At 66.1% G+C, this 26,031-nt stretch carries 20 protein-coding genes; 15 read left to right on the forward strand and 5 right to left on the reverse strand.

The window, feature by feature from the left end:
- Positions 1-66: 66 nt before the first annotated feature.
- The 8 genes from dnaA (at position 67) to XH92_RS00040 (ending at position 11,059) form a co-directional block, all read left to right on the forward strand.
- Positions 67-1,497: a chromosomal replication initiator protein DnaA gene (gene dnaA / locus XH92_RS00005; RefSeq protein WP_194457410.1), complete on the forward strand. Its 1,431-nt coding sequence runs from the start codon at positions 67-69 to the stop codon at positions 1,495-1,497.
- A 280-nt stretch (positions 1,498-1,777) separates the two neighbouring features.
- The gene (gene dnaN, locus XH92_RS00010; RefSeq protein WP_194457411.1) at positions 1,778-2,896 is read left to right on the forward strand and encodes a DNA polymerase III subunit beta; all 1,119 of its coding nucleotides are present in this window, start codon (positions 1,778-1,780) and stop codon (positions 2,894-2,896) included.
- Between the two features lie 81 nt (positions 2,897-2,977).
- On the forward strand, positions 2,978-3,343 hold the full coding sequence (locus tag XH92_RS00015) for an endonuclease domain-containing protein (protein WP_194457412.1): 366 nt from the start codon (positions 2,978-2,980) through the stop codon (positions 3,341-3,343).
- A 73-nt stretch (positions 3,344-3,416) separates the two neighbouring features.
- A complete protein-coding gene (recF, locus tag XH92_RS00020; RefSeq protein ID WP_194457413.1) occupies positions 3,417-4,553 on the forward strand; it encodes a DNA replication/repair protein RecF in 1,137 nt (378 codons plus the stop codon).
- Between the two features lie 229 nt (positions 4,554-4,782).
- Positions 4,783-7,218: a DNA topoisomerase (ATP-hydrolyzing) subunit B gene (gene gyrB, locus XH92_RS00025; RefSeq protein WP_194457414.1), complete on the forward strand. Its 2,436-nt coding sequence runs from the start codon at positions 4,783-4,785 to the stop codon at positions 7,216-7,218.
- A 234-nt stretch (positions 7,219-7,452) separates the two neighbouring features.
- Positions 7,453-8,745, forward strand: coding sequence for a UDP-N-acetylglucosamine 1-carboxyvinyltransferase (murA, locus tag XH92_RS00030; RefSeq protein ID WP_194457415.1), 1,293 nt, complete (start codon positions 7,453-7,455; stop codon positions 8,743-8,745).
- Positions 8,746-8,874: 129 nt separating this feature from the next.
- Positions 8,875-10,293, forward strand: a complete 1,419-nt coding sequence (locus XH92_RS00035; protein ID WP_194457416.1) for an MATE family efflux transporter — start codon at positions 8,875-8,877, stop codon at positions 10,291-10,293.
- Positions 10,294-10,402: 109 nt separating this feature from the next.
- Complete coding sequence (locus XH92_RS00040) at positions 10,403-11,059, forward strand: 2-hydroxychromene-2-carboxylate isomerase (protein ID WP_194457417.1); 657 nt, start codon at positions 10,403-10,405, stop codon at positions 11,057-11,059.
- A 7-nt stretch (positions 11,060-11,066) separates the two neighbouring features.
- On the opposite strand, the gene XH92_RS00045 is transcribed toward XH92_RS00040, so the two are convergent.
- On the reverse strand, positions 11,067-12,206 hold the full coding sequence (locus tag XH92_RS00045; RefSeq protein ID WP_194457418.1) for an aromatic acid exporter family protein: 1,140 nt from the start codon (positions 12,204-12,206) through the stop codon (positions 11,067-11,069).
- Positions 12,207-12,353: 147 nt separating this feature from the next.
- Between XH92_RS00045 and XH92_RS00050 the strand changes: the two genes are divergently transcribed.
- Positions 12,354-13,724 (forward strand): MmgE/PrpD family protein, encoded by a 1,371-nt coding sequence (locus tag XH92_RS00050; protein ID WP_194457419.1) that lies wholly within the window; start codon positions 12,354-12,356, stop codon positions 13,722-13,724.
- 315 nt (positions 13,725-14,039) lie between these two features.
- Here XH92_RS00050 and XH92_RS00055 read toward each other — a convergent pair whose 3' ends face one another.
- The 4 genes from XH92_RS00055 to XH92_RS00070 all read right to left on the reverse strand — a co-directional run bounded on the left by XH92_RS00055 (position 14,040) and on the right by XH92_RS00070 (position 17,947).
- On the reverse strand, positions 14,040-14,330 hold the full coding sequence (locus tag XH92_RS00055; protein WP_194457420.1) for a DUF1330 domain-containing protein: 291 nt from the start codon (positions 14,328-14,330) through the stop codon (positions 14,040-14,042).
- A gap of 128 nt (positions 14,331-14,458) precedes the next feature.
- Positions 14,459-15,886, reverse strand: a complete 1,428-nt coding sequence (locus XH92_RS00060; RefSeq protein ID WP_246788153.1) for a serine hydrolase — start codon at positions 15,884-15,886, stop codon at positions 14,459-14,461.
- Positions 15,887-16,252: 366 nt separating this feature from the next.
- The gene (locus XH92_RS00065; RefSeq protein ID WP_194457422.1) at positions 16,253-17,311 is read right to left on the reverse strand and encodes a helix-turn-helix domain-containing protein; all 1,059 of its coding nucleotides are present in this window, start codon (positions 17,309-17,311) and stop codon (positions 16,253-16,255) included.
- A gap of 60 nt (positions 17,312-17,371) precedes the next feature.
- A complete protein-coding gene (locus tag XH92_RS00070; protein WP_194457423.1) occupies positions 17,372-17,947 on the reverse strand; it encodes a GNAT family N-acetyltransferase in 576 nt (191 codons plus the stop codon).
- Between the two features lie 271 nt (positions 17,948-18,218).
- Between XH92_RS00070 and XH92_RS00075 the strand changes: the two genes are divergently transcribed.
- From XH92_RS00075 to XH92_RS00100, 6 genes are all read left to right on the forward strand, one after another.
- Positions 18,219-19,136 (forward strand): pirin family protein, encoded by a 918-nt coding sequence (locus XH92_RS00075; protein WP_050406223.1) that lies wholly within the window; start codon positions 18,219-18,221, stop codon positions 19,134-19,136.
- 161 nt (positions 19,137-19,297) lie between these two features.
- The gene (locus XH92_RS00080) at positions 19,298-20,212 is read left to right on the forward strand and encodes a phosphoribosylaminoimidazolesuccinocarboxamide synthase (protein WP_194457424.1); all 915 of its coding nucleotides are present in this window, start codon (positions 19,298-19,300) and stop codon (positions 20,210-20,212) included.
- Positions 20,213-20,504: 292 nt separating this feature from the next.
- Positions 20,505-21,545, forward strand: coding sequence for a zinc-binding dehydrogenase (locus XH92_RS00085; RefSeq protein WP_194457425.1), 1,041 nt, complete (start codon positions 20,505-20,507; stop codon positions 21,543-21,545).
- A gap of 47 nt (positions 21,546-21,592) precedes the next feature.
- Positions 21,593-22,399 (forward strand): crotonase/enoyl-CoA hydratase family protein, encoded by an 807-nt coding sequence (locus tag XH92_RS00090; protein WP_194457426.1) that lies wholly within the window; start codon positions 21,593-21,595, stop codon positions 22,397-22,399.
- Between the two features lie 71 nt (positions 22,400-22,470).
- Complete coding sequence (locus XH92_RS00095; RefSeq protein WP_194457427.1) at positions 22,471-23,517, forward strand: alpha/beta fold hydrolase; 1,047 nt, start codon at positions 22,471-22,473, stop codon at positions 23,515-23,517.
- A 317-nt stretch (positions 23,518-23,834) separates the two neighbouring features.
- Positions 23,835-25,988 (forward strand): SLC26A/SulP transporter family protein, encoded by a 2,154-nt coding sequence (locus XH92_RS00100; RefSeq protein ID WP_194457428.1) that lies wholly within the window; start codon positions 23,835-23,837, stop codon positions 25,986-25,988.
- Positions 25,989-26,031 lie beyond the last annotated feature (43 nt).

A 26,031-nucleotide genomic window follows, 5' to 3' on the forward strand; every position in this document is an offset into this window, starting at 1 on the left:
GTGGCAGGAACCCTGCGCGGCGCTTTCGCCATCATCATCTCTCAGTTTTGGAAAAGTACGAAGGCAATGACGAACACGGAACAGGATCGCTGGTCGCGGGTGAAGGGACGTTTGCGGACGAGCGTCGGCGAGGACGTTTACACGAGCTGGTTCGCGCGGATGGATCTCGAGAGCGTGCACGATGAGAGCGTGCATCTGTCGGTTCCGACCCGGTTCCTCAAGAGCTGGATCCAGGCGCATTATGCCGAACGCGTGCTCTCCTGCTGGCAGGCCGAGATGCCCGAAGTGCATCGCATCGACCTCACCGTGCGCTCGGCGATCCGCGCGATGGCGCCCGCGAAGGAAGCGGCCGCGCCGGTCGAAGTGCGTCGTGTCGAGCGCCACGATGGCCGCCCCGCGCCTGAGCTGCGCTCGGTCGCGACCGCGCCGGTTTCCGCCAGCCATGACGCGCTCGGCGGCTCGCCGCTCGATCCGCGCCTGACCTTTGCCAGCTTCGTCGTCGGCCGCTCCAACACGCTGGCTCATGCGGCGGCGCGCCAGGTCGCGGAAGGACGCCGCGGCGATCCCGTGATGTTCAACCCGCTCTACATCCACGCCGGCGTCGGCCTCGGCAAGACGCATCTGCTGCAGGCCGTGACCTGGGCCGGCAATTCCGGCGGCGAGCGCAAGGTGTTGTATCTCACCGCCGAGAAGTTCATGTACGGCTTCGTCGCGGCGCTGAAGACGCAGACGGCGCTGGCGTTCAAGGAAGCGCTGCGCGGCATCGACGTGCTCGTGATCGACGATCTGCAGTTCCTGCAGGGCAAGTCGACGCAGGCCGAGTTCTGCCACACGCTGAATGCGCTGATCGATGCCGGCCGCCAGGTCGTCATCGCCGCCGACCGTCCGCCGTCCGATCTCGAAAGCCTCGACGACCGGGTGCGCTCGCGGCTCGCCGGAGGCCTCGTGGTCGAGATGGGTTCGCTCGGCGAGGAACTGCGGCTCGGCATCCTCAAGTCGCGCGTCGCCGCGGCCCGCGTCCACCACGCCAGCTTCGACGTGCCGGAGGAAGTGCTCGACTATCTGGCGCGCACCATCACCCACAACGGCCGCGACCTCGAAGGCGCGATCAACCGCCTGCTGGCGCACTCCAAGCTCAATAACCAGCCGGTGACGCTGGAGATGGCCGAGCGCGAGGTGCGCGACCTGATCCGCCCGCAGGAGCCGAAGCGGATCAAGATCGAGGACATCCAGCGCGTGGTCGCCCGGCAGTACAATGTCAGCCGCTCCGACTTGCTGTCGTCCCGCCGCACCGCCAACGTGGTGCGTCCGCGCCAGGTTGCGATGTATCTGGCCAAGACGCTGACCCTGCGTTCGCTGCCCGAGATCGGCCGGCGCTTCGGCGGCCGCGACCACACCACGGTGCTGCACGCGGTGCGCAAGATTGAGGCACTGGTCGCCAAGGACACGACGCTGTCGGAGGAAGTCGAATCGCTGAAGCGCCAGCTGCAGGAATAGGACTGCAGGAAAATAAGGCCGCCGCGACAGGCTGGCTCGTTCCATGGCCCTCCCCTTGCCAAAGGGGAGGGCTAAACTTTTTTCCGGCCCAAAACGTGGGGAACGGGGCCCGTTTCGCGCCCGTATCCCTTGCACCAGCGGCCCATCCGCGCCACCTTGCGGTCCCCCCGTGGGTTTGATCAAATCCGGTATTGATCCGGCTTTTCGGGTTTCCAATGCCGTGGTGCTGCCCTGAACGGCCGCCCGGCTTTTCCATCTGAGGGATCTGGCGGGTATTGCAATGAAGGTCACCGTCGAGCGCGCGCAACTCCTGAAATCGCTGGGTCACGTTCACCGCGTGGTCGAGCGCCGCAACACCATCCCGATCCTCGGCAACGTGTTGATCCGCGCCGAGGGCGCCAAATTGTCGCTGAAGGCGACCGACCTCGATCTCGAGGTGACGGAGACCTTGGCGGCCGAGACCGGAACCGCCGGCTCGACCACGGTGCCGGCGCACATGTTCTACGACATCGTCCGCAAGCTACCCGACGGCTCGCAGATCGTACTCGAGGCCGACGGCGACCGCTCGGTGCTCGCGGTGCGCGCCGGCCGCTCGCGGTTCACGCTGCAGACCCTGCCCGAGAGCGACTTCCCGGGCCTTGCCGCCGGCGACATGACGCATTCGTTCTCGCTGCCGGCGTCCGACATCAAGCGCCTGATCGACCGCACCCAGTTTGCGATCTCGACCGAAGAGACCCGCTACTACCTCAACGGCATCTATCTGCACGCCGCCGGCACCGCCAAGGCGGCGACCCTGCGCGGCGTTGCGACCGACGGCCACCGCCTGGCGCAGATCGACCTCGCGCTGCCCAAGGGCGCGACCGGCATGCCCGGCGTGATCGTCCCGCGCAAGACCGTCGGCGAGGTGCAGCGGCTGATCGAGGGCGACGACGCCGAGATCTCGATCGAGCTGTCGGACGGCAAGATCCGCTTCACGCTCGGCAATGTGGTGCTGACCTCGAAGCTGATCGACGGCACCTTCCCGGACTATGGCCGCGTCATTCCGCAGAACAACGACAAGGAACTGGTCGTCGACAAGAAGGATTTTGAGGCCGCCGTCGACCGCGTCTCGACCATCTCCAGCGAACGCGGCCGCGCGGTGAAGCTCGCTTTGTCCGCGGGCAAGCTGGTGCTCTCGGTCACCAACCCGGATTCCGGCAGCGCCACCGAAGAGATCGAGGTCGAGTACGCCTCCGACGCGCTCGATATCGGCTTCAACTCGCGCTATCTGCTCGACATCGCCGCCCAGATCGAGGGCGAGGTCGCGGTGCTCAAGCTCGCCGATCCCGGCTCGCCGACCCTGGTGCAGGACCGCGACAGCAAGGGCGCGCTCTACGTGCTGATGCCGATGCGGGTGTGACGCTACTTCTGTCGTCATGCACAACTGCACCCTCTCCCCTTGTGGGAGAGGGTGGCGCCAAAGGCGCCGGGTGAGGGGTTGGTGCCGCAAACACCTAGCCATCGATCGACCGATGAACGCCTCCGCACCTTCGCAAAGCGGATGCGCCACGCACCGACTGACGCGGAAGCGAAGATGTGGCGCCTGCTCCGCGATCGGCGCCTCTCGCACCTGAAGTTTCGAAGACAGGTCCCTTTTCGAAACTACATTCTCGACTTCGCGTGCTTCGAGAAGCGCCTTGTGATCGAGATCGACGGAGGTCAGCACGCTTCGTCACAAGGAGATGCAGCCAGGACCGACGCCCTTGCGGCGGAAGGCTTCCAGGTCTTGCGCTACTGGAACAATGACGTATTGCGGACGCCAGAGGCGGTGCTGGAAGACATTATCGCCAAGCTTGCCGAGCTGTGAGATACCCCTCACCCGTCGCCTCACTTCGTGAGGCGCCACCCTCTCCCACAGGGGGAGAGGGGAAGGAAGACAGATGACCCCGTCCCGCATTCATCGCCTGTCGCTGACGCATTTCCGCAATTACCGGGCGGCGACGCTGCAGGTCGCGGGCGACATGGTGGTGCTGGTCGGGCCGAACGGCGCGGGCAAGACCAATTGCATGGAGGCGGTCTCGTTCCTGTCGCCGGGCCGCGGCCTGCGCCGCGCGACCCTCGAGGACATCGCCGACAATCAGGGCGACGGCTCCTGGGCCGTCTCCGCCGAGGTCGAGGGCGCGCTGGGCCTCGCCACGCTCGGCACCGGCATTGATCCCCCGACCGGCGAGTCGAGCAACAGCCGGCGCTGCCGCATCGATCGCGAACCGGTGGGTTCCGCGACCGCGTTCGGTGACCACCTGCGCATCGTGTGGCTGACGCCGGCGATGGACGGCCTGTTCATGGGCGCAGCGTCCGAGCGCCGCCGCTTCTTCGACCGACTGGTGCTGGCGATCGATTCCGAGCATTCCAGCCGGGTCTCGGCGCTGGAGCGCTCGCTGCGCTCGCGCAACCGGCTGCTCGAGGTGCGCAACTACGACGACCATTGGTGTGATGCGATCGAGCGCGAGACCGCGGAGCTTGCGGTCGCGGTCGCCGCATCGCGCGGCCAGACCGCCGCCAAGCTCGCCGTGATGCTGCGCGAGCGCGGCGCCGCCTCGGCCTTCCCCTCCGCCGAGATCATGCTCGACGGCTGGATGGAGAATGCGCTGCTGCATGAGCCAGCAACGGCGGTGGAGGATCGCTACCGCGAGATCCTGCGCGCCAGCCGTCCCCGCGACGCCGCCGCCGGGCGCACGCTCGACGGCCCGCATCTGACCGATCTGCAGGTGGTCTACGCGCCGAAGAACATGCCGGCGCGCGACGCCTCGACCGGCGAGCAAAAGGCGCTCCTGATCGGGCTGGTGCTGGCGCATGCCACGATGGTCGCGGAGATGACCGGCATCGTGCCGCTGCTGCTGCTCGACGAGGTCGTCGCCCATCTCGATCCCAACCGCCGCAAGGCGCTGTTCGACGAACTCGCCAAGCTCGGCGCCCAGGTCTGGATGACCGGCGCCGATCCGGCCGCCTTCGTCGACATCGGCCCGCGCGGGGAGATTTTCGACGTCGAATCCGGCCGCGCGACACGGCGCGGCTGAGTACATGAAATCGGCTCGGAGAGGGGTTCGAATCCGCCTTCGAATCGGGCTTTTCAGAGCCTCCGGAATCGGCCCTCGAAAGTCTTGAAAGAGGCCTAAAAAATCCTATTTATTCAATAGTTTGTAGACGGTGACTTTGCGCTAGGCGCAACTCGTCTTTCATGGCACAAATAGCGGAATCAGCGCCTCATTTTGTGCAGCTGATTCGGGACATCCTCGAAGGCCTCACATGACTGAACCTGCCCGGCAGACCCCTGCCGAATCTGAGCATCCCATTCCGGCTGAATATGGTGCGGAATCGATCCGGGTGCTGAAGGGCCTCGACGCCGTCCGCAAGCGGCCCGGCATGTATATCGGCGACACCGATGACGGGTCCGGCCTGCATCACATGGTCTACGAGGTCGTCGACAACGCGATCGACGAGGCACTGGCGGGCCATGCGAGCCGCGTCCTGGTCACCCTCAATGCCGACAACTCCGTCACCGTGTATGACGACGGCCGCGGCATTCCGGTCGACATCCACAAGGGTGAGGGCGTCTCCGCGGCCGAGGTCATCATGACCCAGCTGCACGCCGGCGGAAAGTTCGACCAGAACTCCTACAAGGTCTCCGGCGGCCTGCACGGCGTCGGCGTCTCCGTGGTCAACGCGCTGTCCAGCAAGCTGGGCTTGCGGATCTGGCGCGACGACAAGGAGCACTACATCGAATTCGCGCACGGCGATGCCGTGGCGCCCCTCAAGGTGGTCGGCGATGCCCCGGGCAAGCGCGGCACCGAGGTCACCTTCCTCGCCTCGACCGAGACCTTCAAGAACGTCGAATACGATTTCGCGACGCTCGAGCACCGGCTGCGCGAGCTCGCCTTCCTCAATTCCGGCGTCCACATCGTGCTCTCAGACATGCGCCACGCGGTCGAGAAGCGCGAGGAGATGCACTATTCCGGCGGCGTCGAGGAGTTCGTCAAATATCTCGACCGCAACAAGAAGGCGATCGTGCCGGCGCCGATCATGGTGCGCTCGGAAGCCAACGGCATCGGCGTCGAAGCCGCGCTGTGGTGGAACGATAGCTACCACGAGAACGTGCTGTGCTTCACCAACAACATCCCGCAGCGTGACGGCGGCACCCATTTGGCCGGCTTCCGCGGCGCGCTGACGCGCCAGGTCAACGGCTATGCCGAGGCCAATGCGAAGAAGGAAAAGATCGCGCTGACCGGCGACGATTGCCGGGAAGGCCTCACCGCGGTGCTGTCGGTGAAGGTGCCCGATCCGAAATTCTCGTCGCAGACCAAGGACAAGCTGGTGTCCTCGGAGGTTCGACCGGTGGTCGAGAACGTCCTCAACGAGGCGCTCGCCGCCTGGTTCGAGGAGAATCCGAAGGAAGCCAAGGAAATCGTCGGCAAGGTGATCCAGGCCGCCGCGGCCCGCGAGGCTGCGCGCAAGGCGCGCGAGCTGACCCGCAAGAACCCGCTCAGCGTCTCCTCGCTGCCCGGCAAGCTCGCCGACTGCCAGGAGAAGGATCCGGCGAAGTCCGAACTGTTCATCGTCGAGGGCGACTCGGCAGGCGGCAGCGCCAAGCAGGGCCGCAACCGCGAATTCCAGGCAGTGCTGCCGCTGCGCGGCAAGATCCTCAATGTCGAGCGCGTGCGCCCCGACAAGATGCTGTCGTCGGAGCAGATCGGCACGCTGATCACCGCGCTCGGCACCGGCATCAGCGACGATTTCTCGGTCGACAAGCTGCGCTACCACAAGATCATCGTGATGACCGACGCCGACGTCGACGGCGCCCATATCCGCACGCTGCTGCTCACCTTCTTCTATCGTCAGATGCGCTCGATCATCGACGGCGGCTTTCTCTATATCGCCCAGCCGCCGCTCTATAAGGTCTCGCGCGGCAAGTCCGAGCAGTATCTGAAGGACGAGCGCGCGCTCGAGGATTATCTGATCTCGACCGGGCTCGACGAATGCGTGTTCAAGCCGGCCTCCGGCGAAGACCGCTCGGGCCGAGACCTGCTGTCACTGGTCGAAGACGCAAGGGTAATCCGCTCGGTGCTGCGCAATCTGCACAGCCGCTACAATCGCGCGGTCATCGAACAGGCCGCGATCGCGGGCGTGCTGAGCCCCAGGATCACCGGCGAGATCGCAACCGCCAACTCGGCGGCCGAGTACATCGCCAAGCGGCTGGACGCCGTGGCCGAAGAGGTCGAGCGCGGCTGGGTCGGCACTTTCACGGAGGGCCAGGGCTTCCACTTCGAGCGCACAGTGCGCGGTGTCAAGGAAGTGGCTGTGATCGACGACGCGTTTCTCGGCTCGGCCGACGCACGCAAGCTCGACGAATATGCGACCAGGCTGCAGGAGACTTACGTGCGGGCGGGCAAGCTCCGGCGTAAGGATTCCGAGCAGATCATCCATGGTCCGGTCGACCTGTTCGAGGCGGTGACCGACGCCGCCCGCAAGGGGATCTCGCTGCAACGCTACAAAGGTCTCGGCGAGATGAATCCGGAGCAGTTGTGGGAGACCACGCTGGACACCGAGGCGCGCTCACTGCTTCAGGTGAAGGTCAAGGAGGTCGACGAGGCCGACGACATCTTCACCAAGCTGATGGGCGACGTGGTCGAACCGCGCCGCGACTTCATCCAGGAAAATTCGCTCAGCGCCACCATCGACATCTGAGGACCTGCTCGCGGCGGCCAGGCGGACATGCGCCTTCCGATGCGATGGCCCGGCGAGAGTGACGTGTCCGTGACAAGGCGATCGGCACCGTCGCGCGGCTACCTTTCGGGTGGAAGCTGCGCCGGGAATTGTGTTACGGTGCCGAACAGCCATTGATTCCGTTACGGAATTTCGCGTGGCCAAGTTCGAATCCAAGTCTGAATCCAAGTCTTGATGCGTTAGGGGACATTCCGCGTGCCGCCGATCCAATACATCGTCGAAGGCGGCCGCCGCCTCTCGGGCACCATCGAGCCGTCGGGCAACAAGAACTCCGCGCTGCCGATCATCGCAGCCGCCCTGCTCACCGAGCATCCGGTCACGCTGACCAACGTGCCGCGCATTCGCGACACCGAAACGCTGGTCGAGCTGTGCCGTTCGGTCGGGGCCAGCGCCGAATGGACCGAGCGCAACACGCTGCAGATCCATGCCAAGGAGATCCGCGCCGCCGATCTCGATCCGGCGCTGTGCGCGCGAATCCGCGCCTCGATCCTGCTGGCAGGTCCGCTGCTCGCCCGCTGCGGCGAGGTCGCGTTGCCGCCGCCCGGCGGCGACGTGATCGGCCGTCGCCGGCTCGACACGCACTTTCTGGCCTTCGAGCAGCTCGGCGCCACGGTCACCGCGACGCACCGGCTCGAATTCCGCGCCTCGCGCCTGAAGGGCGCCGACGTGTTCCTCGATGAGCCCAGCGTCACCGCGACGGAGAACGCGCTGGTCGCCGCCGTCGCCGCCCGCGGCACCACCTATCTGCGCAACGCGGCCTCCGAGCCGCACGTGCAGGATCTCGCCAATTTCCTGGTCGCGCTCGGCGCGAAGATCGAAGGCATCGGGACCAATACCATCATCGTGCATGGCCAGGCGACGCTCGGCGGCACGACCTACGCGATCCAGCCCGACCATATCGAGGTCGGATCGCTGATCGGACTTGCCGCGGTGACCCGCTCGCCGCTGCGCATCGCGCGCGCCGGCGTCGAGCATCTGCGCTCGATCCGGATGGGCTTTGAGCGGCTCGGCATCGTCTGCGGCGTCGAGGGCGACGACCTCGTCGTGCCGTCGAACCAGACCATGAAGATCCAGGACGATTTCGGCGGCCACGTGCCGAAGCTCGAAGACCAGCCCTGGCCCGCCTTCCCGGCGGATCTGATGTCGATCGCGATCGTCACCGCGACGCAGTGCGACGGCGTCATCCTGATGCACGAGAAGATGTTCGAGTCGCGGATGTTCTTCGTCGACAATCTGATCGCGATGGGTGGCCGCATCGTGCTCTGCGATCCGCACCGCGCGATCGTGGCCGGTCCGAGCCGGCTGCGCGGCGCACCGATGAATTCGCCCGACATCCGTGCCGGTATGGCAATGCTGCTCGCCGCGGTGTGCGCCAACGGCACCTCCACCATCAACAATGCCGACCAGATCGAGCGCGGCTATGAGCGGATCGATGAGCGGCTCAACGCGCTCGGCGCCAAGATCAAGCGGATTCCCGCGCGATCGTGATCCGCGTCTAATTCGCGCTGGGATGATGCGCGAGCGACAACTCGGGATGCGATGACCTCTGCGTGAGATCGTCGCGTTTGGGCGGTTTAGCCATCCTTCCGGCCGGTTTACCGTGCTAGACGAGCTGTCATGACCTCCATCGACAAGATCGACCCGGCCGCGTCGCGCGCGGCCGTCGCCCCCTCCGGGGCGGTGTTTGCCGTCCCCCGCAAGCTGCTCACGGCCGAGCTCGCCGAAACGCTGAAGCTCGCGGTGCCGCTTGCGCTGACGCAGCTCGGGCAGATCGCGATGATGACGACCGATCTCGCCTTCATCGGCCGGCTCGGCAGCGAGAACGTCGCCGCCGCGGCGCTGGCGCATACCGTGTATTTCGTCAGCTTCACGATCGGCATGGGCATGATGTCCGCGGTCTCGCCGCTGGCCGCGCAGGCGTTCGGCGCCCGCAACCCGCGCGTGATGCGGCGCGCGCTCCGGGTCGGCCTGTGGGCCGGGTTCTTCATGATGCTGCCGCTGATGGCGTTGCCGTTCCAGGGCGAGCGCATCCTGCTCGCGCTTGGCCAGACAAAGGCCACCGCGCATCTTGCGCAGCAGTATCTGTTCGGGCTCGCCTGGGGCATCCTGCCGGCGCTGTGGTTCATCGCGCTCCGCGGCTTCATGAGCGCGGTGAACCGGCCCGAGCCGGTGCTGTGGATCACGCTCGCCGCGATCCCCGCCAATGCGCTGATGGTCTACCTCCTGCTCTACGGCAAATGGGGCATGCCCGAGCTGGGCATGTTCGGCGCCGGGCTTGCGACCACGATCGTCAATCTCGGCACCTTCCTTGCCGGCGTGTGGTTTGCGGCGCGCCGCCGCCCGTTCCGCAAGTACCACGTGTTCAGCCGCGTCTGGCGCATCGACTGGCCGCTGATGGGCAAGCTTGTCGCCGTCGGCGCGCCGATCTCGATCGCCTTCCTCCTGGAGTACGGCCTGTTCGGCGCCGCCGGCCTCTTGATGGGGCTGATCAGCACCACGGCGCTGGCGGCGCATCAGATCGCGCTGCAGATCGCGGCGATCCTGTTCATGGTGCCGTTCGGCGTCAGCATGGCCGCCACCGTGCGGGTCGGCCAGGCGGTCGGCCGCCATGATACCGACGCGGTGCAGCGTGCCGGCTTTGTCGCGGTGGCGCTGTCCGGCGTCTTCATGAGCGTCATGACGCTCGCGGTGATCCTGGCGCGCTTCGAGATCGCCGCGCTGTTCCTCGGCGAGGCCTCCGACACCACCGCGCAGCTCACCGCGGCGCTGCTGTTGATCGGCGCGACCTTCTTCATCGCCGACGGCATCCAGACCACCACCGCCGGCGCGCTGCGCGGCATGAACGACACCCAGGTGCCGCTGCTGTTCGCCGTCATCAGCTATTGGCTGATCGGCTTCGCATCGGCATCTGCGCTGGCCTTCTGGGCCGGGCTCGAGGCGCCCGGCGTCTGGATCGGGCTGTCGCTCGGCACCGCGGTCTATGCGACCCTCCTCATCTTGCGTTTCCGCCTGCTGGCACGCAGACTGGTTGGATGACGGTTGCGGGATGAGGGCCGACGAGGTCACGCCGAACGTGGATTCCGCCGCGCCGCCGTTCCACCCCCTGATCGTACCCGCGCTGCTGCGCAAGGCCGGAGGCTAGTCCATGACCCTGTCGGTCGATCTGTTCTTCTCGTTCCGCAGTCCGTACAGCTACCTGGCGCTGCCGAAGACGTTGAAGATGGTCGCCGACTACGATGTCGCGGTCAATTTGCGGCCGGTTTATCCGCTCGCGGTGCGCGTGCCCGGCTTCTTCAAGAAGACCAATCCGCAATTCGCCCGCTACGTCGTGCTCGACTCCAGCCGCGTCGCCAAGCACGAGAACATCCCGTTCCGCTTCCCGCGGCCGGACCCGATCGTGCAGGACATGACGACGCTCGACGTTGCCGAACACCAGCCCTACATCCACCGCCTGACCCGGCTCGGCGCTGCCGCGCAACTTGAGAGGCGGTCCCTCGCCTTCACTGCCGCGATCAGCCGCGTGCTGTGGGACGGTTCGGTGAAGGGCTGGCACGAGGACGATCATCTGGCGACGGCCGCGACCGCTGCCGGGTTCGACCTCGCCGCGATGGATGCCGCTGTGGCCGCCGACCCCGATCGTTACGAGCAGGTCATCAAGCGCAACGAGGACGCACACGCCGCCTCCGGCCATTGGGGCGTACCGACCTTCGTGTTCGAGAACGAACCGTTCTTCGGTCAGGACCGCATCGATCTCCTGATCTGGCGCATGGAGAGCAAGGGCCTGACGCGCCGCACGGCATAGTCCGGAATCATGCCGCGCTCTTCTCCGGCGTGTCGGCGACGATTTTCTCCGCAGCTTCGGCATTGGTGCACCAATTGCCGTGGCAGCGCTTGAGGTCGTTCAGATTCTGCCGCATCTGGTCGAGCGAAAAGCCAAGCGCGAAGAACCGCTCCATGGCATCGACCGGAAGGCCCCGGGTCAGGCCCTCGCTGCGCACAGCGGCAACCTCCTCGCTGTAGGCATGCAGCGCGGCATCGACCGGCGCCATGTCGGCCGGGCCGCTGCCGGCGCGCAGGGCGGTCGCGACCGCCACCATATAGGTCACGATCGCCTTGCTGACATCGGCCAATGGCCGCGCCAGCCTGGCCTGGATATCGGCCGGCAGCGGCACGACACAGGCCCGCCCGATCATCACGACGTCATGGCGCAGCCGCTGGATGGTCCGCAGCAGAGGGCCGGTGTCGGGCCCGGACGACAGATGCATGGTGCGTTCGCGTTCGGCTTCGAGGCCGGTCGCGTGCAGATTGGTCACCGCGGTGCCGATGCCGTCTTGGATCCGGTGCAGTGCGTCGTTGTCGAGCCCGCGGGTCAGGCCGGCGAGCAATTCGGCGAACGCCGCCGAGAGCAGTTCCAGCAGCTTCGATGCGTTGACCCTGATCTGGCTGACCGCGCGCGACGGCAGCACCAGGAACGAGATCAGAAGTCCGGTGAGCGCGCCCACCGTGACCTCGAGGACGCGGTCGATCGCCGAATCCAGCGGATTGGAGTGATGCATCGTCGGCAGCAGCAGCACGATCACCGCCGTCACCGTCGCCGAGTTCAGGCTGGGATTGAGCGCGGCGATGAAGGCCAGCGGCACGATCGCCAGCACCAGCAGGGCCAGCAGGCTGCCCTCGCCGGAATGCGGAATCAGGACCGCGATCGCGCCGCCATAGATGGCGCCGCCGATGGTGCCGAGCATGTAATCGCGGGTCGCCTTCAGCGAGCGGCCGACGCTCATTTGCGTGACGATCAGCGAAGTTAGCACCGCCCAGAGCGGCAGCATGAGGTTCAGCGCCACCGCGATGACATAGGCTGCGACGCCGGCGGACGCGATCCGGACCGCCAGCGCCAGCTGCGTCTTGCGGGTCCAAAGCTTGTCGAACATGCGTTTTGCGAAGGTCCTCATGCACCCTGATCCGCAATCAATGGAAAGGCCCGTGTTACATGACTTGAAGTCCAGCAACCCGAAGCATGGCTGCTGCCCGCGGCGGCAAGGTGGCTTGAAAGGCAAAACCTGCCCGCCTACCCTGCGCCGCAAAATTGAGGAAACACGATGGCCCACGAAACCGCAACGCTCGCCGCCTATGTCGCCGACCTGAAATACTCCGATATCCCGCCGGAGGTGCTGGAGCGCGCCAAGGTTTTGACGCTGGATTTCCTGGGCAGCACCATCCGCGCCCGCCGCGATGCGGAATCGACGCCCTCGCTGATGAAGATGCTGGAAGCGCTGGCGCTGGACGGCAAGGGCGAGGCCACCGTATTCGGCGACAGCAAGACCTGGACGCCGGCGGTGGCGGCGCTGCTCAACGGCGCGCTCGGCCATTCGCTCGACTTCGACGACACCCACGCCGATTCCTCGCTGCATCCGAGCGCACCGGTGGTGCCCGCCGCATTCGCGGTCGGCGAGATGGTCGGCGCGTCCGGCCGCGACGTGCTGACCGCGATCGTCGCCGGCTATGAAGTGTGCTGCCGGCTCGGCAACGCGCTCGATCCGACCTCGCATTACGCCCGCGGCTTCCACCCGACCGCGACCGCCGGCACCTATGGCGCCGCCGCCGCCGCGGCCAAGCTGTTCGGGCTTTCGAAGGAGCAGATCGTCTCCGCGTTCGGCGTCTCGGGCAGCCAGGCCGCGGGCTCGCTGCAATTTTTGGTCAACGGCGCCTGGAACAAGCGCTACCAGGTCGGCGCCGCCGCGATGAACGGCGTGATCGCCGCGACCCTCGCCCGTAACGACTTCATCGGCTCGAGCGACTCGGTCGAGGGCAAGCACGGCCTCTTGGTCGGCTACACCGATGATGCGCATCCGGACAAGGCGGTGGCGGGCCTCGGCAGCACCTACGAGACCCTGAAGATCGGCGTGAAGCCGTATCCGAGCTGCCGCTATACCCATGCCGCGATCGACGCGCTGATCGCGATGCGGCGCGAGCACAACCTGACGCCGAACCAGATCAGGAAGGTCGAGATCGGCCTGCATCGCAACGGCATCACGCTGACCGGCGACGCCGCCACCAAGCGCCACCCGACCTCGGTGGTCGGCGGCCAGTTCTCGATGTTCTTCACCGGCGCGATCGCACTCGACCAGGGCCATTTCGGCTGGGACGATTACGACCGGCTGGGCGACAAGGCGATCGACGCGCTCGCCGACAAGTTCGACGTGGTACAGGACGACCGCCTCGAGGTCGGCCGTACCCATCCGTTCGGCGCCCGCGTCTCGATTACGACAGATGACGGCACCCATGAGCGCCTCTATGCCGATCCCTCCGGCGAGCCGACCTCGTTCCCCGATGCCAAGGCGATGCAGCAGAAGTTCCTGACACTGGCCCGCCCGGTGCTCGACAAGCGCGCCGACCAGCTTGCGGATGCGATCCTGACGCTGGAGCGGTTCGACCGCGTGGAGAAGGCGACGCAGCTCGGAAGGCAGTAGGCGGGGCGCCACACCCACCACTGTCGTCCGAGCGTTGGAGCAGCACGCGCTGTGTTTAAACCCGTCATCCTGAGGAGCGCGCAGCGCGTCTCGAAGGATCGACGGCCACTGGCCGGGCCGTGCATCCTTCGAGGCTCGCTCCGCTCGCACCTCAGGATGACGGGGGGACGGGGTTGCGCATAGCACCCTCCACGCTTCGTCCGGGCGGCAGGTTCACCTCACTGTCGTTCCGGGGCGCGCGCAGCACGAGCGGCATCACGCGTGGCGAAACGGATTCCTGGCTCCTCCTTCGCATGCCCCGGAATGGCAGCTCACCTACTCCGGCCCATCAATAATCACAAAATCCCCGTCCGAGTATTTCTGCCGGATCGCCTTGGCGGCCTGATAGTCGGGGCAGGTGTAGCACTCCATCGCGGTGGCGCGATCCTTGAACTCGATGACGAAATTGCGCTGGCGCGTCGCGCCTTCCATCACCTCATAGGCGCCGTTGCGCACGATGAAGTTGGCGCCGTATCTGGCGAATACCGGCATCGCGGCGGCGAGATACTCGGGATAGCTGTTTTCATCGTGCACCGTAACGTGCACGATCCAGTAGGCTTTCGGCATGATGGTCTCCGGCTGAGGCGCTTCTTGAAGATCTGTGGCGCACCTCCTGCGAGATGCGCCACGGCATCAGAAAATTCCGGAGGCCGAGATTCAATTCACGATCGCGCGGGCGCTGTGTGACATGACAGTCAATTGCCGCCCGCGAGCCGCGCGCCGGTCGAAGTCGCCGTGACGACATCGCGAACCAGGTCGAACACGCCGTCCGCCTTGGGCGGCGAGTTTGGCGAACGACCGAGCCGCACGATGACGAGGTGCTGCGACGGCACGATGATCACATACTGCCCGATCGTGCCCTTGGCGAAGAACGCATCGCGCGGCATGCCGTGCTCGACGCGGTAGTTGGCGCCAAAACTGTCGCCGAGATTGGTCCAGAAGCCAGCGCCGATGCCGACCCAGGCGTTCGGCGTCGGCGATGCGGAGTACTTCACCCAGCCTTCGGGCAGGATGCGCTTGCCGCCGGCCATTCCGTCATTGAGGTAGAGCTGGCCGAGACGCGCCCAGTCGCGCGCGCTCGCCATCATCGCGCCCGATCCTTCCGGCGTGCCCGCAGCATCGAACTGCATCACGACATGGCGCATGCCGAGCGGATCGAACAGCTCCCGACGCGCGAAGCGCATCACGTCAGCGGCATGGCCGCCGGCCGCGTCGCGGATCAGATGCGAGAGGATGATGAAATTGCCGTCGTGGTAATTCCACGCTGCGCCCGGGGCGGTTTCGAGCGGAATGCTCTCGGCATACGCGGCCATGTCCGGCTCCATGAACTTCATCCGGTTGACCGGCTCGAGCGCGGATGCCAGCGAGGCCTGCAGCGAGCTGCCGAGCGCGAGGCCCGCGGTGTGGCGCAACAGCTGATCGACCGTGATCGCGTGCCGCGGATCGTTCGGCTCCCGCCACGCTGCGATCGGCACGGGCTTGTCGACCGCGAGCTTGCCGTCGCGCACCAGAATTCCGATCAGGGCCGAGATCACCGATTTGGTCGCGGAGAAGCCGAGCAGCGGCGTATCGGTGCCGATGCCGTCGGCGTAGCGTTCGGCGACGATGCGGCCGTCCTTCATCACGACAATTGCGCGGGTGCGCCGGAACGGCGGCTCGGCCGGCTCAGCGAAGGCGCGATCCAGCGCGGCCGCAAGCTGCGGGGTCTGCGGCGCGACAATCGCCGCACCCGCGATCTCGGGCAGCAGTGCGGCCTCCGGCTTCGCCGGCGGCAACGAAATTCCGGCCGACGCCTCGCCGTGTTCGAGCGTGCAGCCGACCCCTTCGCGATAGGCCGCATGGCTGCGGCCGAACCCGAACAGCGTCACGGTGACGTCCTTGCGCTGGCGGTCGACCTCGGTGTCCATCGCCCAGGTGATCAGGCCGGCCCCCGGCATCGCGTCGGTGGTCTCGGCCAGGTTTCGCTTCGGGTCGAGCCCGCTGACGAAGGTCTCCGAACAGATCACATTGGCGACAAACCCGGTCGCGACTTTCGGCACGTCGCGGGCGTGGGCGGCGGTCAGTGCCAGCGCACCGCAGGCGGTGGTGGCAATGAGAATGAAGGCGAGCTTTCGACGAGTCACGGGATCCTCCGGCATGCGAGAGTGCGTGGCGGGAGGAAGCAGGAACGGACGCGGAAAGGCTCACCGGATTTGGAAATCGGGCTAGCTGAAGGTTGAAAGAGGCTCGCCGATTTCGAAATTGTCTAGTGATTACAGGGCCTCATCGTGAGGGGCGCACGCTCGTCAGGCCCCTCTCCCCTTGCGGGGGAGGGTTGGGGAGAGGGGTGAGCCCCGGGGCGAGACAATCAATGCAAGCACCGTCGTCACAACCATCAGCCATCGAACCTCAGATGGAGAGACCACCCGTGGGGTACCCCTCTCCCTAACCCTCCCCCACAAGGGGGGAGGGAACCCTGCCGCCGGTGCGCCCCTCACATCAGCGGTCCCTTACGCCGCCGTCGCCTTCAGCTTCCGGTACTCCGTCGGCGTCACGCCTGTCGTCGCCTTGAAGGCGCGGTTGAAGGGACCGAGCGACTGGAAGCCGGCGTCCATGGCGATGGTGATGACGGGGACTTCGGCCTGCGAAGGATCGGCGAGCGCGGCCTTGGCCTCCTCGATCCGGTGGTTGTTGAGGAAGGCGTTGAAGTTGCGGTAGCCGAGCCGCTGGTTGATCAACCGCCGCAGCCGGTACTCGGGGATTTTCAGCCGGGTCGCCAAGGTCCCGATGGTGATGTTGTCGTGGCGATAGATGCGCTCGTCCGCCATCAGCCGCATCAGCCCGTCGACCAGCCTCTGGTCCGCCGCCTCCTCGGCCGCGGCCGGCTTCGTCAGCACGATGGCCTCCGCCGGCACCGTGAACAGATCGGCGCCGTCGACGCGCATCATCGCCCAGGTGATTGCGGCCACGATCGCGGTGAGCACGGCCGCGTTCAACAGGTTGGCCCATTCCACCGTCACGCGGCTGCCGGCATAGGCAATCTGGAGCAGCGCGTTCAATCCGCCGTACAGCGCAGACGCGGCAACGATGAAGACGCGGACACTGCGTCGACGCTCGACCAGATCTGCCGACCACGATCCGATGGTTTGCGCCACCGCAAGCGCGATGAAGACGAGCGTGAGCAAATTGACCATGGTGATCGCGATCCGCGCGTGACCGGCGGGTGCAATCCACATGCAATTGACGAAGCTGTAGGCCACGACCGCGGCCCAGATCAGGCCGTGCCACCAGCGCAGCACAAACGCATCATCGAACAGCGCGCGCGTGAACAGCCAGAACACCACGATATCGCCGGTCGAGAGCGCGATCAGTGGCGCATGCCAGTCCGAGACCGGCGGCCCGGCACCAATCGACGCGGTCACCGCATGCGCGGCCGAGCCAAGCGCGAAGGCGATCGCGAGCCGCCCAGCGAGCACCTTGCGGAAATCAGAGAACAGCGTCGCCGCAAGTACCAGCAGCAGCGCCACACTGGCGCTGCGCAGGCAAAGCTCTATCATCTCTGACGTCATCGATCCGATCGTTCGGGTTCGAAAGCGGCACACCGAACATCGGCCGATGCGCCGGCTTTTTCAAGAACCATTGCGCCTCCAGCGCCCGCGTGTCGTAACCCAGATATCGACGGCATCGCCTTCGAGCCTGCCCGGCCCCTCGTTCACGGCACCAAGCCGCCGCGCCACGGCCTGCGAGGCCACGTTGGCCGGATCGATGCAATGGATGATGCGGTCGACCGTGAAGTTCGCGAACACAAAGTCGATCGCGGCGCGCGCCGCCTCCACCGCATAGCCCCTGCCGCGGCACTCCTTCGCGATGCCCCAGCCGACCTCGAAGCCGGGCCATTCCGGCGGACAGTACGGCCCGACGCGGCCGATGTAGCGGCCGGAGGATTTCTCCTCGACCGCGAACATGCCGAAACCATACAGCGCCCAGTGGCCGGAGATGACGGCGGCGTTGCGCCAGCCCTTCAGCTCCGAGGTGACCGGCTGATGATCCGGCGTGATGAAGCGCGCCGTCTCGGGATCGGACAGCATCCGCGTATTCTCGGCGATATCAGACGCGCGCCACGGCCGCAGGATGAGCCGCGCGGTTTCGATCACCGGACCGTCGACCTGCAACAGTCTTGCGCCGGGCTTGATCAGAGAAACCATGACTGTCTCCGGTTTCCAAGATTATGCTGTTATCACGCGTACGCACGCGTCAGAAGTATGTCGTCGTCCCTGCGAAAGCAGGGACCCATAACCACCGATGTGTGTTGCTGGTAAGGGCTGGGGCCGCAGCTTTTGCGTATCAACTTGCATTCGTGGTTATGGGTCCCGGCTCGCGCGGAGCCTGTCATCGGGCGGCGCTTCGCGCCGACCCGTTGGCTTGGCCGGGACGGCGGATAGAGTATGATCGCGGCAAACGAGAAGGAGATTTTGCATGAGCTGGCAGCCCTCGACCGATCCCGAACTCGGCGATCCCAAGACCTGCGACGCGCTGGATCTGATCATCGTGCCGCGCACCCGCGATCTCGGCGACGGCTTTGCGGTGCGCCGCGCGCTGCCGCACGGCAAGCGGCAGATGGTCGGGCCCTTCATCTTCTTCGATCATTTCGGCCCGGTGCAATATCTCGCCGGCAAGGGCATGGACGTGCGGCCGCATCCGCATATCGGCCTCGCCACCGTCACCTATCTGTTCGACGGCAGCATCATGCACCGCGACAGCGAGGGCAACATCCAGGAAATCCAGCCCGGCGCGATGAATCTGATGACCGCGGGCCGCGGCATCGCGCATTCCGAGCGCACCCCCGACGTGCAGCGCCGCGACGGCCAGAAGATGCTCGGCCTGCAAAGCTGGATCGCGCTGCCGGCCGGCAAGGAGGAGATCGCGCCCTCGTTCCAGCATTATGGCGCGGGCGACCTGCCGATGATCTCCGAGCGCGACTTCACCGCGCGCGTCATCGCCGGCTCGGCATTCGGCATCTCCTCGCCGGTCAGCATGGTCTCGCCCTGGTTCTATACCGAGGTGACCGCGCAGGCCGGCACTTCGGTGCCGCTCGACCCTGACCATGAGGAGCGCGCGATCTATCTCGTCGACGGCGAGGTCGAGATTGCGGGCGACCGCCATGAGGGGCCGCGGCTCCTGATCTTCCGGCCCGGCGACCGCATCACGGTGAAGACGCTGCGCCCGACCCGCATGATGTTCCTCGGCGGTGACGCCCTGGAAGGGCCGCGCCACATCTGGTGGAATTTCGTCTCGTCGTCCAAGGAGCGGATCGAGCAGGCCAAACAGGACTGGAAAACCGGGCGTTTCGCGCAGGTTCCGCACGAACACGAGTTCATTCCGCTGCCGGAGTGAGCTATTTCCTGTGGCTCTTTGATTTGAGCATGATCTTTTCGGAAAACCGCTGCACACTTTTCCGGATCATGCTCTAGTCTTTCGCGCCCGCACGCCTCGTGTGCGGGCGCATGTCTTTGAACACCGCGACTTTGAGAAACCAGCCCGGAAAGACCACGCCCATGACCGCGATGCTATCCAGCGATTTGCCCCTGCCCCGGATCGGCCGCGGCAAGGTGCGCGATATCTACGCCGTCGGCGACGACCGCGTGCTGCTGCTCACCACCGACCGCATCTCGGCATTCGACGTGGTGATGGCGGAAACCATTCCGATGAAGGGCGCGGTGCTGACCCAGATCAGCGCCTGGTGGTTCCGGCAGCTCGAAGGCACCGTGCCGCATCATATGATCAGCGCCGACGCCGACGAGATCATCCGCGCGGTGCCCGAGCTGAAGAACCATCGCGCCGACATCCTCGGCCGCGCGATGCTGTGCAAGCGCACTACGGTATTTCCGATCGAATGCGTGATCCGCGGCTACATCTCCGGCTCGGCGTGGAAGGAATACGCTGCCGACGGCACCCTCGCCGGCGAGAAGCTGCCGGCGGGTCTCGTCGAAAGCCAGAAGCTCGAGCCCGCGATCTTCAGCCCGGCGACCAAGGCCGAGGCCGGCCATGACGAGAACATCACGGTCGCCCGGGTGCGCGAGATCGTCGGCGCGGACGTTGCCGCGACGCTGGAGAAGATGGCGCGCGATGTCTACGCTTACGGCGAGCAGACCAGCCGCGCGCGCGGCATCATCATCGCCGACACCAAGTTCGAATTCGGCCGCGACAGCGACGGCCGCATCATCCTGATCGACGAGGTGATGACGCCGGATTCGTCGCGCTTCTGGGCGGTCGACGCCTACAAGCCCGGCCAGCCGCAGCCGAGCTTCGACAAGCAGCCGCTGCGCGACTATCTCGACGTCGAGCGCCACGCCGGCCGCTGGAACGGCGACGCCCCGCCCCCGCCGCTGCCGGCCAGCGTGGTGGACGCCACCAGCAAGCGATATCTGGAAGCGTATCGCCGCGTGACGGGCAGTGAGCTGAAGGTTTAACGGCTGTCCTTCCCCTATTTATCACCGTCACCCTGAGGTGCTCGCGAAAGCAAGCCTCGAAGGGTCGACGGCCACCAGCGGGGCCGAGCATCCTTCGAGGCTCGCAAGAGCTCGCACCTCCAGCGACAACGGCAGAGCCGTTGCGCGGGGATGACGGGAAGAACGGTGTGCCTGCATCAACCGACAGCACCGCTTCCCTGGCCAGGTGAATCCAATTCACCCCGGTTGAAGACAAACCTTTTGTCGCGGCGTCCACCGCGCTGCACTCTCCGACCAAACGGAGAGCTTCACGATGCGGCAATTGACTTATATCGGCGGCAACAAGGTCGAATGGTGGGACGTTCCTGCGCCGAGACTCCAGGACGACCGCGACGCGCTGGTGCAGCCGCTGGCGGTGACGCGCTGTGATCTCGATCTTGCGATCGTGCACGGCCGATCTGGCCTCGCGGGTCCGTTCGCGCTCGGACACGAGACCGCGGGCCGCATCGTCGACATCGGCGGCGCCGTGAGGAATTTCGCGCCCGGCGATCTCGTAATCGTTCCGTTCCAGATCAGTTGTGGCGCCTGCGACCGCTGCCGGCGTGGCCACACCAATGCCTGCACGGCGGTGCCGTTTCGCTCCTCCTACGGGTTGAAGCCGGTCTGCGGCGTGGAATATGGCGGCGGCCTGTCCGACCTGATCCGGGTGCCGTTTGCTGATCACATGCTGGTCCGCCAACCGGAAGGCCATGACCTGTCGCAAACGGCGGGGCTGGCGGACGGCGCAACGGACGGGTTCAGCGCGGTGGCGCGCTGGCTCGCGCAACGGCCCGGCGCAGACGTGCTCGTGATCGGCGGTTTCGCCCAGTCGCTCGCATTGTTCGTGGTGCAGGCGGCGGTGGCGCGCGGTGCGGGCCGCGTCGTCTACCTCGACGACCACGCGCCGCGCCTCGCCAAGGCGAAGTCACTCGGCGCCGACATAATCGAAGCGCCGATCGGCCTGGCGATCGAACCGCCCGGCCTGTTCCCGATCGTGATCGATGCGGCCGCGACCGACGCCAGCATGCTGCTCGCAATTCGCGCAACCGAACCCAACGGCATCTGCCAGCGCATGTATGGCGACTTTGCCGAGACGTCGCCGGTCCCGCTCCGGCACATGTACGGCATCGGTGTCACGCTGAAGATCTCGCGCGTCAATGTCCGCGCCGAGCTGCCCGAATGCGTCGGCCATGTTGCGGCAGGCCATTACCACCCGGAGGAGGTGATCACCCGCCGCGTCCGCTTCGAGGACGCGCATGAGGCGATCGGCGACCCGACCATCCGCGTGGCCTTCGTTCGTGATGGCGTTGCCTGACGGAGACCGTTAGGTTGGCTCCAACCAACAAACGAAGGGAGCGCCCCATGTCCGATGCCGATACCGTGCTCGTCGAGCGCGATGGCCCGATCACCGTCATCTCCATCAACCGCCCGCACACCCGCAACGCCGTCGATGGCGCGACCGCGCGCAAGCTGTATGACGCATTCCTCGCCTTCGACGCCGATGCCGGCGCATCGGTCGCGGTGTTCACCGGGACCGGCGGCTACTTCTGCGCCGGTGCCGACCTGAAGGCGGCGGCGGCGGGCGATCCCGAGAAGAAGCGCGAACTCGGCGGTCACAACACGATCGCGCCGATGGGACCGAGCCGGCTGCGGCTGTCGAAGCCTGTGATCGCCGCGATCGAGGGTTTTGCGGTCGCCGGCGGCATGGAGCTCGCGCTGTGGGCCGACATGCGCGTGGTCGCCGAGGACGCGACTTTCGGCGTGTTCTGCCGTCGCTTCGGCGTGCCGCTGATCGACCTCGGCACCATCCGCCTGCCGCGGCTGATCGGTCATTCGCAGGCGATCGATCTGATCCTCACCGGACGCCCGGTCGGCGGCGCAGAAGCCCATCGCATGGGGCTCGCCAACCGGCTGGTGCCGAAGGGCGAGACTCGCGCGCACGCCATCGCGCTCGCCAAGGACATCGCGAAATTCCCGCAGACCTGCATGCGCGCCGATCGGCTGTCGGCGCTGCGGCAGTGGGACCTCGAGGAGGAAGAGGCGATCAGGAACGAGATGCGCGGCGGCCTCGACGTGATCGCGTCGGGCGAAACGCTTTCGGGTGCGACGCGCTTTGCCTCCGGCGTCGGCCGTCACGGCAGCTTCGGCAATGAGGGCGGCCACGGCTGATCCCACCGCACCCGCCTTTGCGTTCCGGCCGCCGACATGCTGAGTTGTCGGATCACTCCGAAAGCAGGAAGATGCCCGCACCATCGATCGCAACCGAGCTGAAGAGCTTCACGACAACCGATTTCCGCCTGGAGAACGGCAGCGTGCTGGGGGAGGTCACCATCGCGTACCGCACCGTCGGCACGCTGGCGCCCAACCGCGACAATGTCGTGCTGGTGACCCACGGCAACACCAGCGGGCCGCAGATGATCGATCCCGGCGGATCGACCGGCGAAGGCAGCTGGTGCGAGATCGTCGGTCCCGGCAAGGCCGTCGACACCAACAGCTACTTCGCGATCTGCCCGAACATGCTGGGCTCCTCCTACGGCTCGACCAATGCAGCGAGCATCGACCCGCGGACCGGCCAGCGCTACGGGCCGCGCTTCCCTGACATCACCGTCGGCGACATCATCGCCACCCAGCGGGCGCTGCTCGATGATCTCGGCGTCGACAAGCTCGTTGCGATCGTCGGCCCGTCCTATGGCGGTTTCCAGGCGCTGCAATGGGCGGTGAATTATCCCGACGCCATGCGCGGCATCGCTGCCGTCGTCACCGCGCCGCTGGTGCCGCGCGAGCGCGCCGAGGGCAATGTTGCGCGCCTGATGGCGGTGCTGTCGCAGGATCCGAACTGGAACGGCGGCGACTATTACGATCTCGGCGGCGTGCTCGAAAGCATGATCCAGATCCGTACCGTGACGCTGAAGAGCTATGGCGTCGAAACGCGGCTGCGCGATACGCTGACCGACCCCGCTGACATCGAGGCCGCGATCCGCGCCGAGGCGGCGGAATGGGCCAGAGGGTTCGACGCCAATTCGCTGCTGACGCTCGGCAAGGCGCTGCGCGGCTTCGACGTGACCGCGCAGTTCGCACGGATCAAGGCCAAGGTGCTCTATGTCCTGTCGCGGACCGACAAGCTATTCCCGCCGGAGCTGGCGCCGCAGGTGATGCCGGCGCTGAAGGCCGCCGGCGTCGACGCCGATTATTTTCTGCTCGACAGCGACTACGGCCACTCCGCATCGGGCCGCGACGCGCACAAATGGGCGCCGCGGCTACGCGCCTTCATGGACGGCCTCGGCTAAAGCGCGATGAGATTGGGTTGAATCGTCATCGCGCTTTAGCTCTTTGTTTGAGCATGATCTTTTCGGAAAACCGCTTCGCACTTTTCCGGATCATGCTCTAGGCAGTCGGTTCGCATCGATCCATCCGATCCGGGAACCCGTCCCCGCCCCTCCCCGCAACCGGGAGGGACGAAACTGCGCGCGTTGAGAATTGGTTGTCACAAAAATCCTGTTGTGGTCCTGCGCCGGGCTCGTCTACGACTGGCGGCGAAAGTTTCAGGACATTTTTTAACGTGATTAGTCGATCGCTTTATTTCGGCTCGCGGGCGCGGCGGGCCATGCACGACGTTCTGGGCGGCAGCGCGGCCAGCGTGCTCGGCATCACGTTCGGCCTGTCCTACGCGCTGCTGATCTTCGCGGGGCCATTGTCGCCGTATCTGTCATATGGCGTCGCGGCGACGTTCATCTCCTCGGCGGTGCTCGCGACCTTCATCGCGCTCGGCAGCTCGCTGCCCTTCGCCGTCGCCGGCCCCGACACCTCCACTGCTGCAGTGACAGGAATCCTGATGGCCTCGCTGGTCGAGCGCATCAGTGCCGCCAATCCGGCGGCGCCGTTGCTCACGCCGGTGCTGATCACGCTGGGGCTCTCGACCATCGTCACCGGCATCGTGCTGTGCTGCCTCGGGCTGACGCGGCTCGGCCGCGCCATCCGCTATGTGCCCTATCCGGTGGTCGGCGGATTCCTCGGCGCGACCGGCCTGTTGATCGTGCTGGGTGCGATCAGGGTGATCACCGGTTATCCCGTGCAGCTCAGCACGCTGTTCCATTTCACGAACATCATCACGATCTCCGAGCTCAGCGCCGCCTGCGCGATGGCGCTGGTGCTGTATCTGACCTGGCATCGCTCGCGCACCCCGTTTGGCCTGCCGATCATCCTGGTCGGCGGCGTGGTGGTGGCGCATCTCACGTTCTGGATCATCGGCCTGACGCCCGAGGAGGCGCATCTGACCGGCTGGACTTTCCAGCCGCCGCCGGCATCGACCTTCATGCTGCCGTGGCACGCGGCCGAGCTCGCGCAGTATCCGTGGTCGGCGGTCCCGGACCTGCTCGGCAACATGATCGCCGTCGTCTTCGTCACGGCGGCGAGCACATTGTTCAACACCACCGGCATCGAGGTCGCGGTGCATCGCGAGGCCAATCTCGAGCGCGAGCTCAACATCACCGGCTTCGCCAACATCCTGACCGGCGCGCTTGCCGGCTATGCCGGCTGCATCTCGGTCAGCCGTTCGATCCTGAATTTCTCCAGTGGCGGACGCGGCCGGCTGTCGGGCCTGACGGTTGCGGCGATCTCGCTGCTGATGCTGGCGGTGGCGCCACAGCTGCTTGGCTACATGCCTAAATTCGTGCTCGGCGGGCTCCTGATCTATCTCGGCGCCGACCAGCTGCACAAATGGATGATCGAGTCGCGCAAGCGGCTGTCGCAGACCGAATATTTCTCGCTGCTCGCGATCATCGTTATCATCGTGGCCTGGGGTTTCGTGCCCGGCATCCTGATCGGCATCATCATCGGCTGCGCCACCTTTGCGCTCAGCGCGGCGCGGGTCGAGGCGATCAAATACGGTTTTGACGGCTCGGAATACCGCAGCTCGCTGGATCGCTCGCGCGACGATCGGGATGTGCTGCAGGCGCATGGCGGCAAGATCCAGGGACTGACGCTGCAGAGCTACCTGTTCTTCGGCTCCGCCAACCGGCTCTACCAGCACGTCAAGGCGCTGCTCCGCGAGCACCCGGAGTGCCGCTATCTGCTGTTCGACTTCAAGCTCGTCACCGGCGTCGATTCATCGGCGGTCTACAGCTTTGCGCAGATCAAGCGCAGCGCGCACGAGGTCGGCGTCGAGCTGGTGCTGGTGCATCTGTCGGCCAAGGCCGAGCAGGTGCTGCGCGCCAGCGACTTCATCACCGAGGGTGTCACCGTGATCGACGAGCTCGATCACGCACTGGAGTGGTGCGAGAACCAGATCATCGCGCAACACCAGGAGCTCGCGCAGGAAGAGGCCGACCTGCGCGGCTGGTTCACGGGACTGCTCGACAGCGAGGGCGATGCCGACGCGCTGATCCGGCGCTGCCAGCGCATCGAGGTCGACGCCGGCGAGGTCATCGTGCGAGCCGGCGACGCCGCCGATTCCATGCACTTCATCCTGGATGGCCGCGTCGGCATCATGGTGCCCGCCGACGACGGCCGCTCCACGCGGGTGCGCAGCCTCGGCCGCTACACCACGATCGGCGAGATGGGCCTCGTCGCGCACACCCCGCGCAGCGCGACCATCCAGGCCGAGACGGCAAGCGTGCTCTATGTGCTGAACACCCACCAGTTCACGGCGATCCGCGACGAGGACCCCGAGCTCAGCCACAAGCTGCTGACATATTTCGTGTCCGTGATGGCGGAGCGGCTGACCTTTGCCAACCGCACCATCGCAGTGTTGCGGCGCTGACAGCGCGTAGCCCGGATGGAGCACAGCGCAATCCGGGGATCTC

Source organism: Bradyrhizobium sp. CCBAU 53421, assembly GCF_015291625.1.
Taxonomy (GTDB): domain Bacteria; phylum Pseudomonadota; class Alphaproteobacteria; order Rhizobiales; family Xanthobacteraceae; genus Bradyrhizobium.

What these genes read in the sequence shown, in the direction of transcription:
- XH92_RS00045 (WP_194457418.1), bottom strand. Translation starts at nt 12,206, where the DNA reads ATGAGGACCTTCGCAAAACGCATGTTCGACAAGCTTTGGACCCGCAAG.
- gyrB (WP_194457414.1), top strand. Translation starts at nt 4,783, where the DNA reads ATGACTGAACCTGCCCGGCAGACCCCTGCCGAATCTGAGCATCCCATT.
- recF (WP_194457413.1), top strand. Translation starts at nt 3,417, where the DNA reads ATGACCCCGTCCCGCATTCATCGCCTGTCGCTGACGCATTTCCGCAAT.
- XH92_RS00070 (WP_194457423.1), bottom strand. Translation starts at nt 17,947, where the DNA reads ATGGTTTCTCTGATCAAGCCCGGCGCAAGACTGTTGCAGGTCGACGGT.
- XH92_RS00055 (WP_194457420.1), bottom strand. Translation starts at nt 14,330, where the DNA reads ATGCCGAAAGCCTACTGGATCGTGCACGTTACGGTGCACGATGAAAAC.
- XH92_RS00085 (WP_194457425.1), top strand. Translation starts at nt 20,505, where the DNA reads ATGCGGCAATTGACTTATATCGGCGGCAACAAGGTCGAATGGTGGGAC.
- XH92_RS00080 (WP_194457424.1), top strand. Translation starts at nt 19,298, where the DNA reads ATGACCGCGATGCTATCCAGCGATTTGCCCCTGCCCCGGATCGGCCGC.
- XH92_RS00090 (WP_194457426.1), top strand. Translation starts at nt 21,593, where the DNA reads ATGTCCGATGCCGATACCGTGCTCGTCGAGCGCGATGGCCCGATCACC.
- XH92_RS00075 (WP_050406223.1), top strand. Translation starts at nt 18,219, where the DNA reads ATGAGCTGGCAGCCCTCGACCGATCCCGAACTCGGCGATCCCAAGACC.
- XH92_RS00035 (WP_194457416.1), top strand. Translation starts at nt 8,875, where the DNA reads ATGACCTCCATCGACAAGATCGACCCGGCCGCGTCGCGCGCGGCCGTC.
- XH92_RS00100 (WP_194457428.1), top strand. Translation starts at nt 23,835, where the DNA reads ATGCACGACGTTCTGGGCGGCAGCGCGGCCAGCGTGCTCGGCATCACG.
- XH92_RS00040 (WP_194457417.1), top strand. Translation starts at nt 10,403, where the DNA reads ATGACCCTGTCGGTCGATCTGTTCTTCTCGTTCCGCAGTCCGTACAGC.
- dnaN (WP_194457411.1), top strand. Translation starts at nt 1,778, where the DNA reads ATGAAGGTCACCGTCGAGCGCGCGCAACTCCTGAAATCGCTGGGTCAC.
- dnaA (WP_194457410.1), top strand. Translation starts at nt 67, where the DNA reads ATGACGAACACGGAACAGGATCGCTGGTCGCGGGTGAAGGGACGTTTG.
- XH92_RS00095 (WP_194457427.1), top strand. Translation starts at nt 22,471, where the DNA reads ATGCCCGCACCATCGATCGCAACCGAGCTGAAGAGCTTCACGACAACC.
- XH92_RS00065 (WP_194457422.1), bottom strand. Translation starts at nt 17,311, where the DNA reads ATGACGTCAGAGATGATAGAGCTTTGCCTGCGCAGCGCCAGTGTGGCG.
- XH92_RS00050 (WP_194457419.1), top strand. Translation starts at nt 12,354, where the DNA reads ATGGCCCACGAAACCGCAACGCTCGCCGCCTATGTCGCCGACCTGAAA.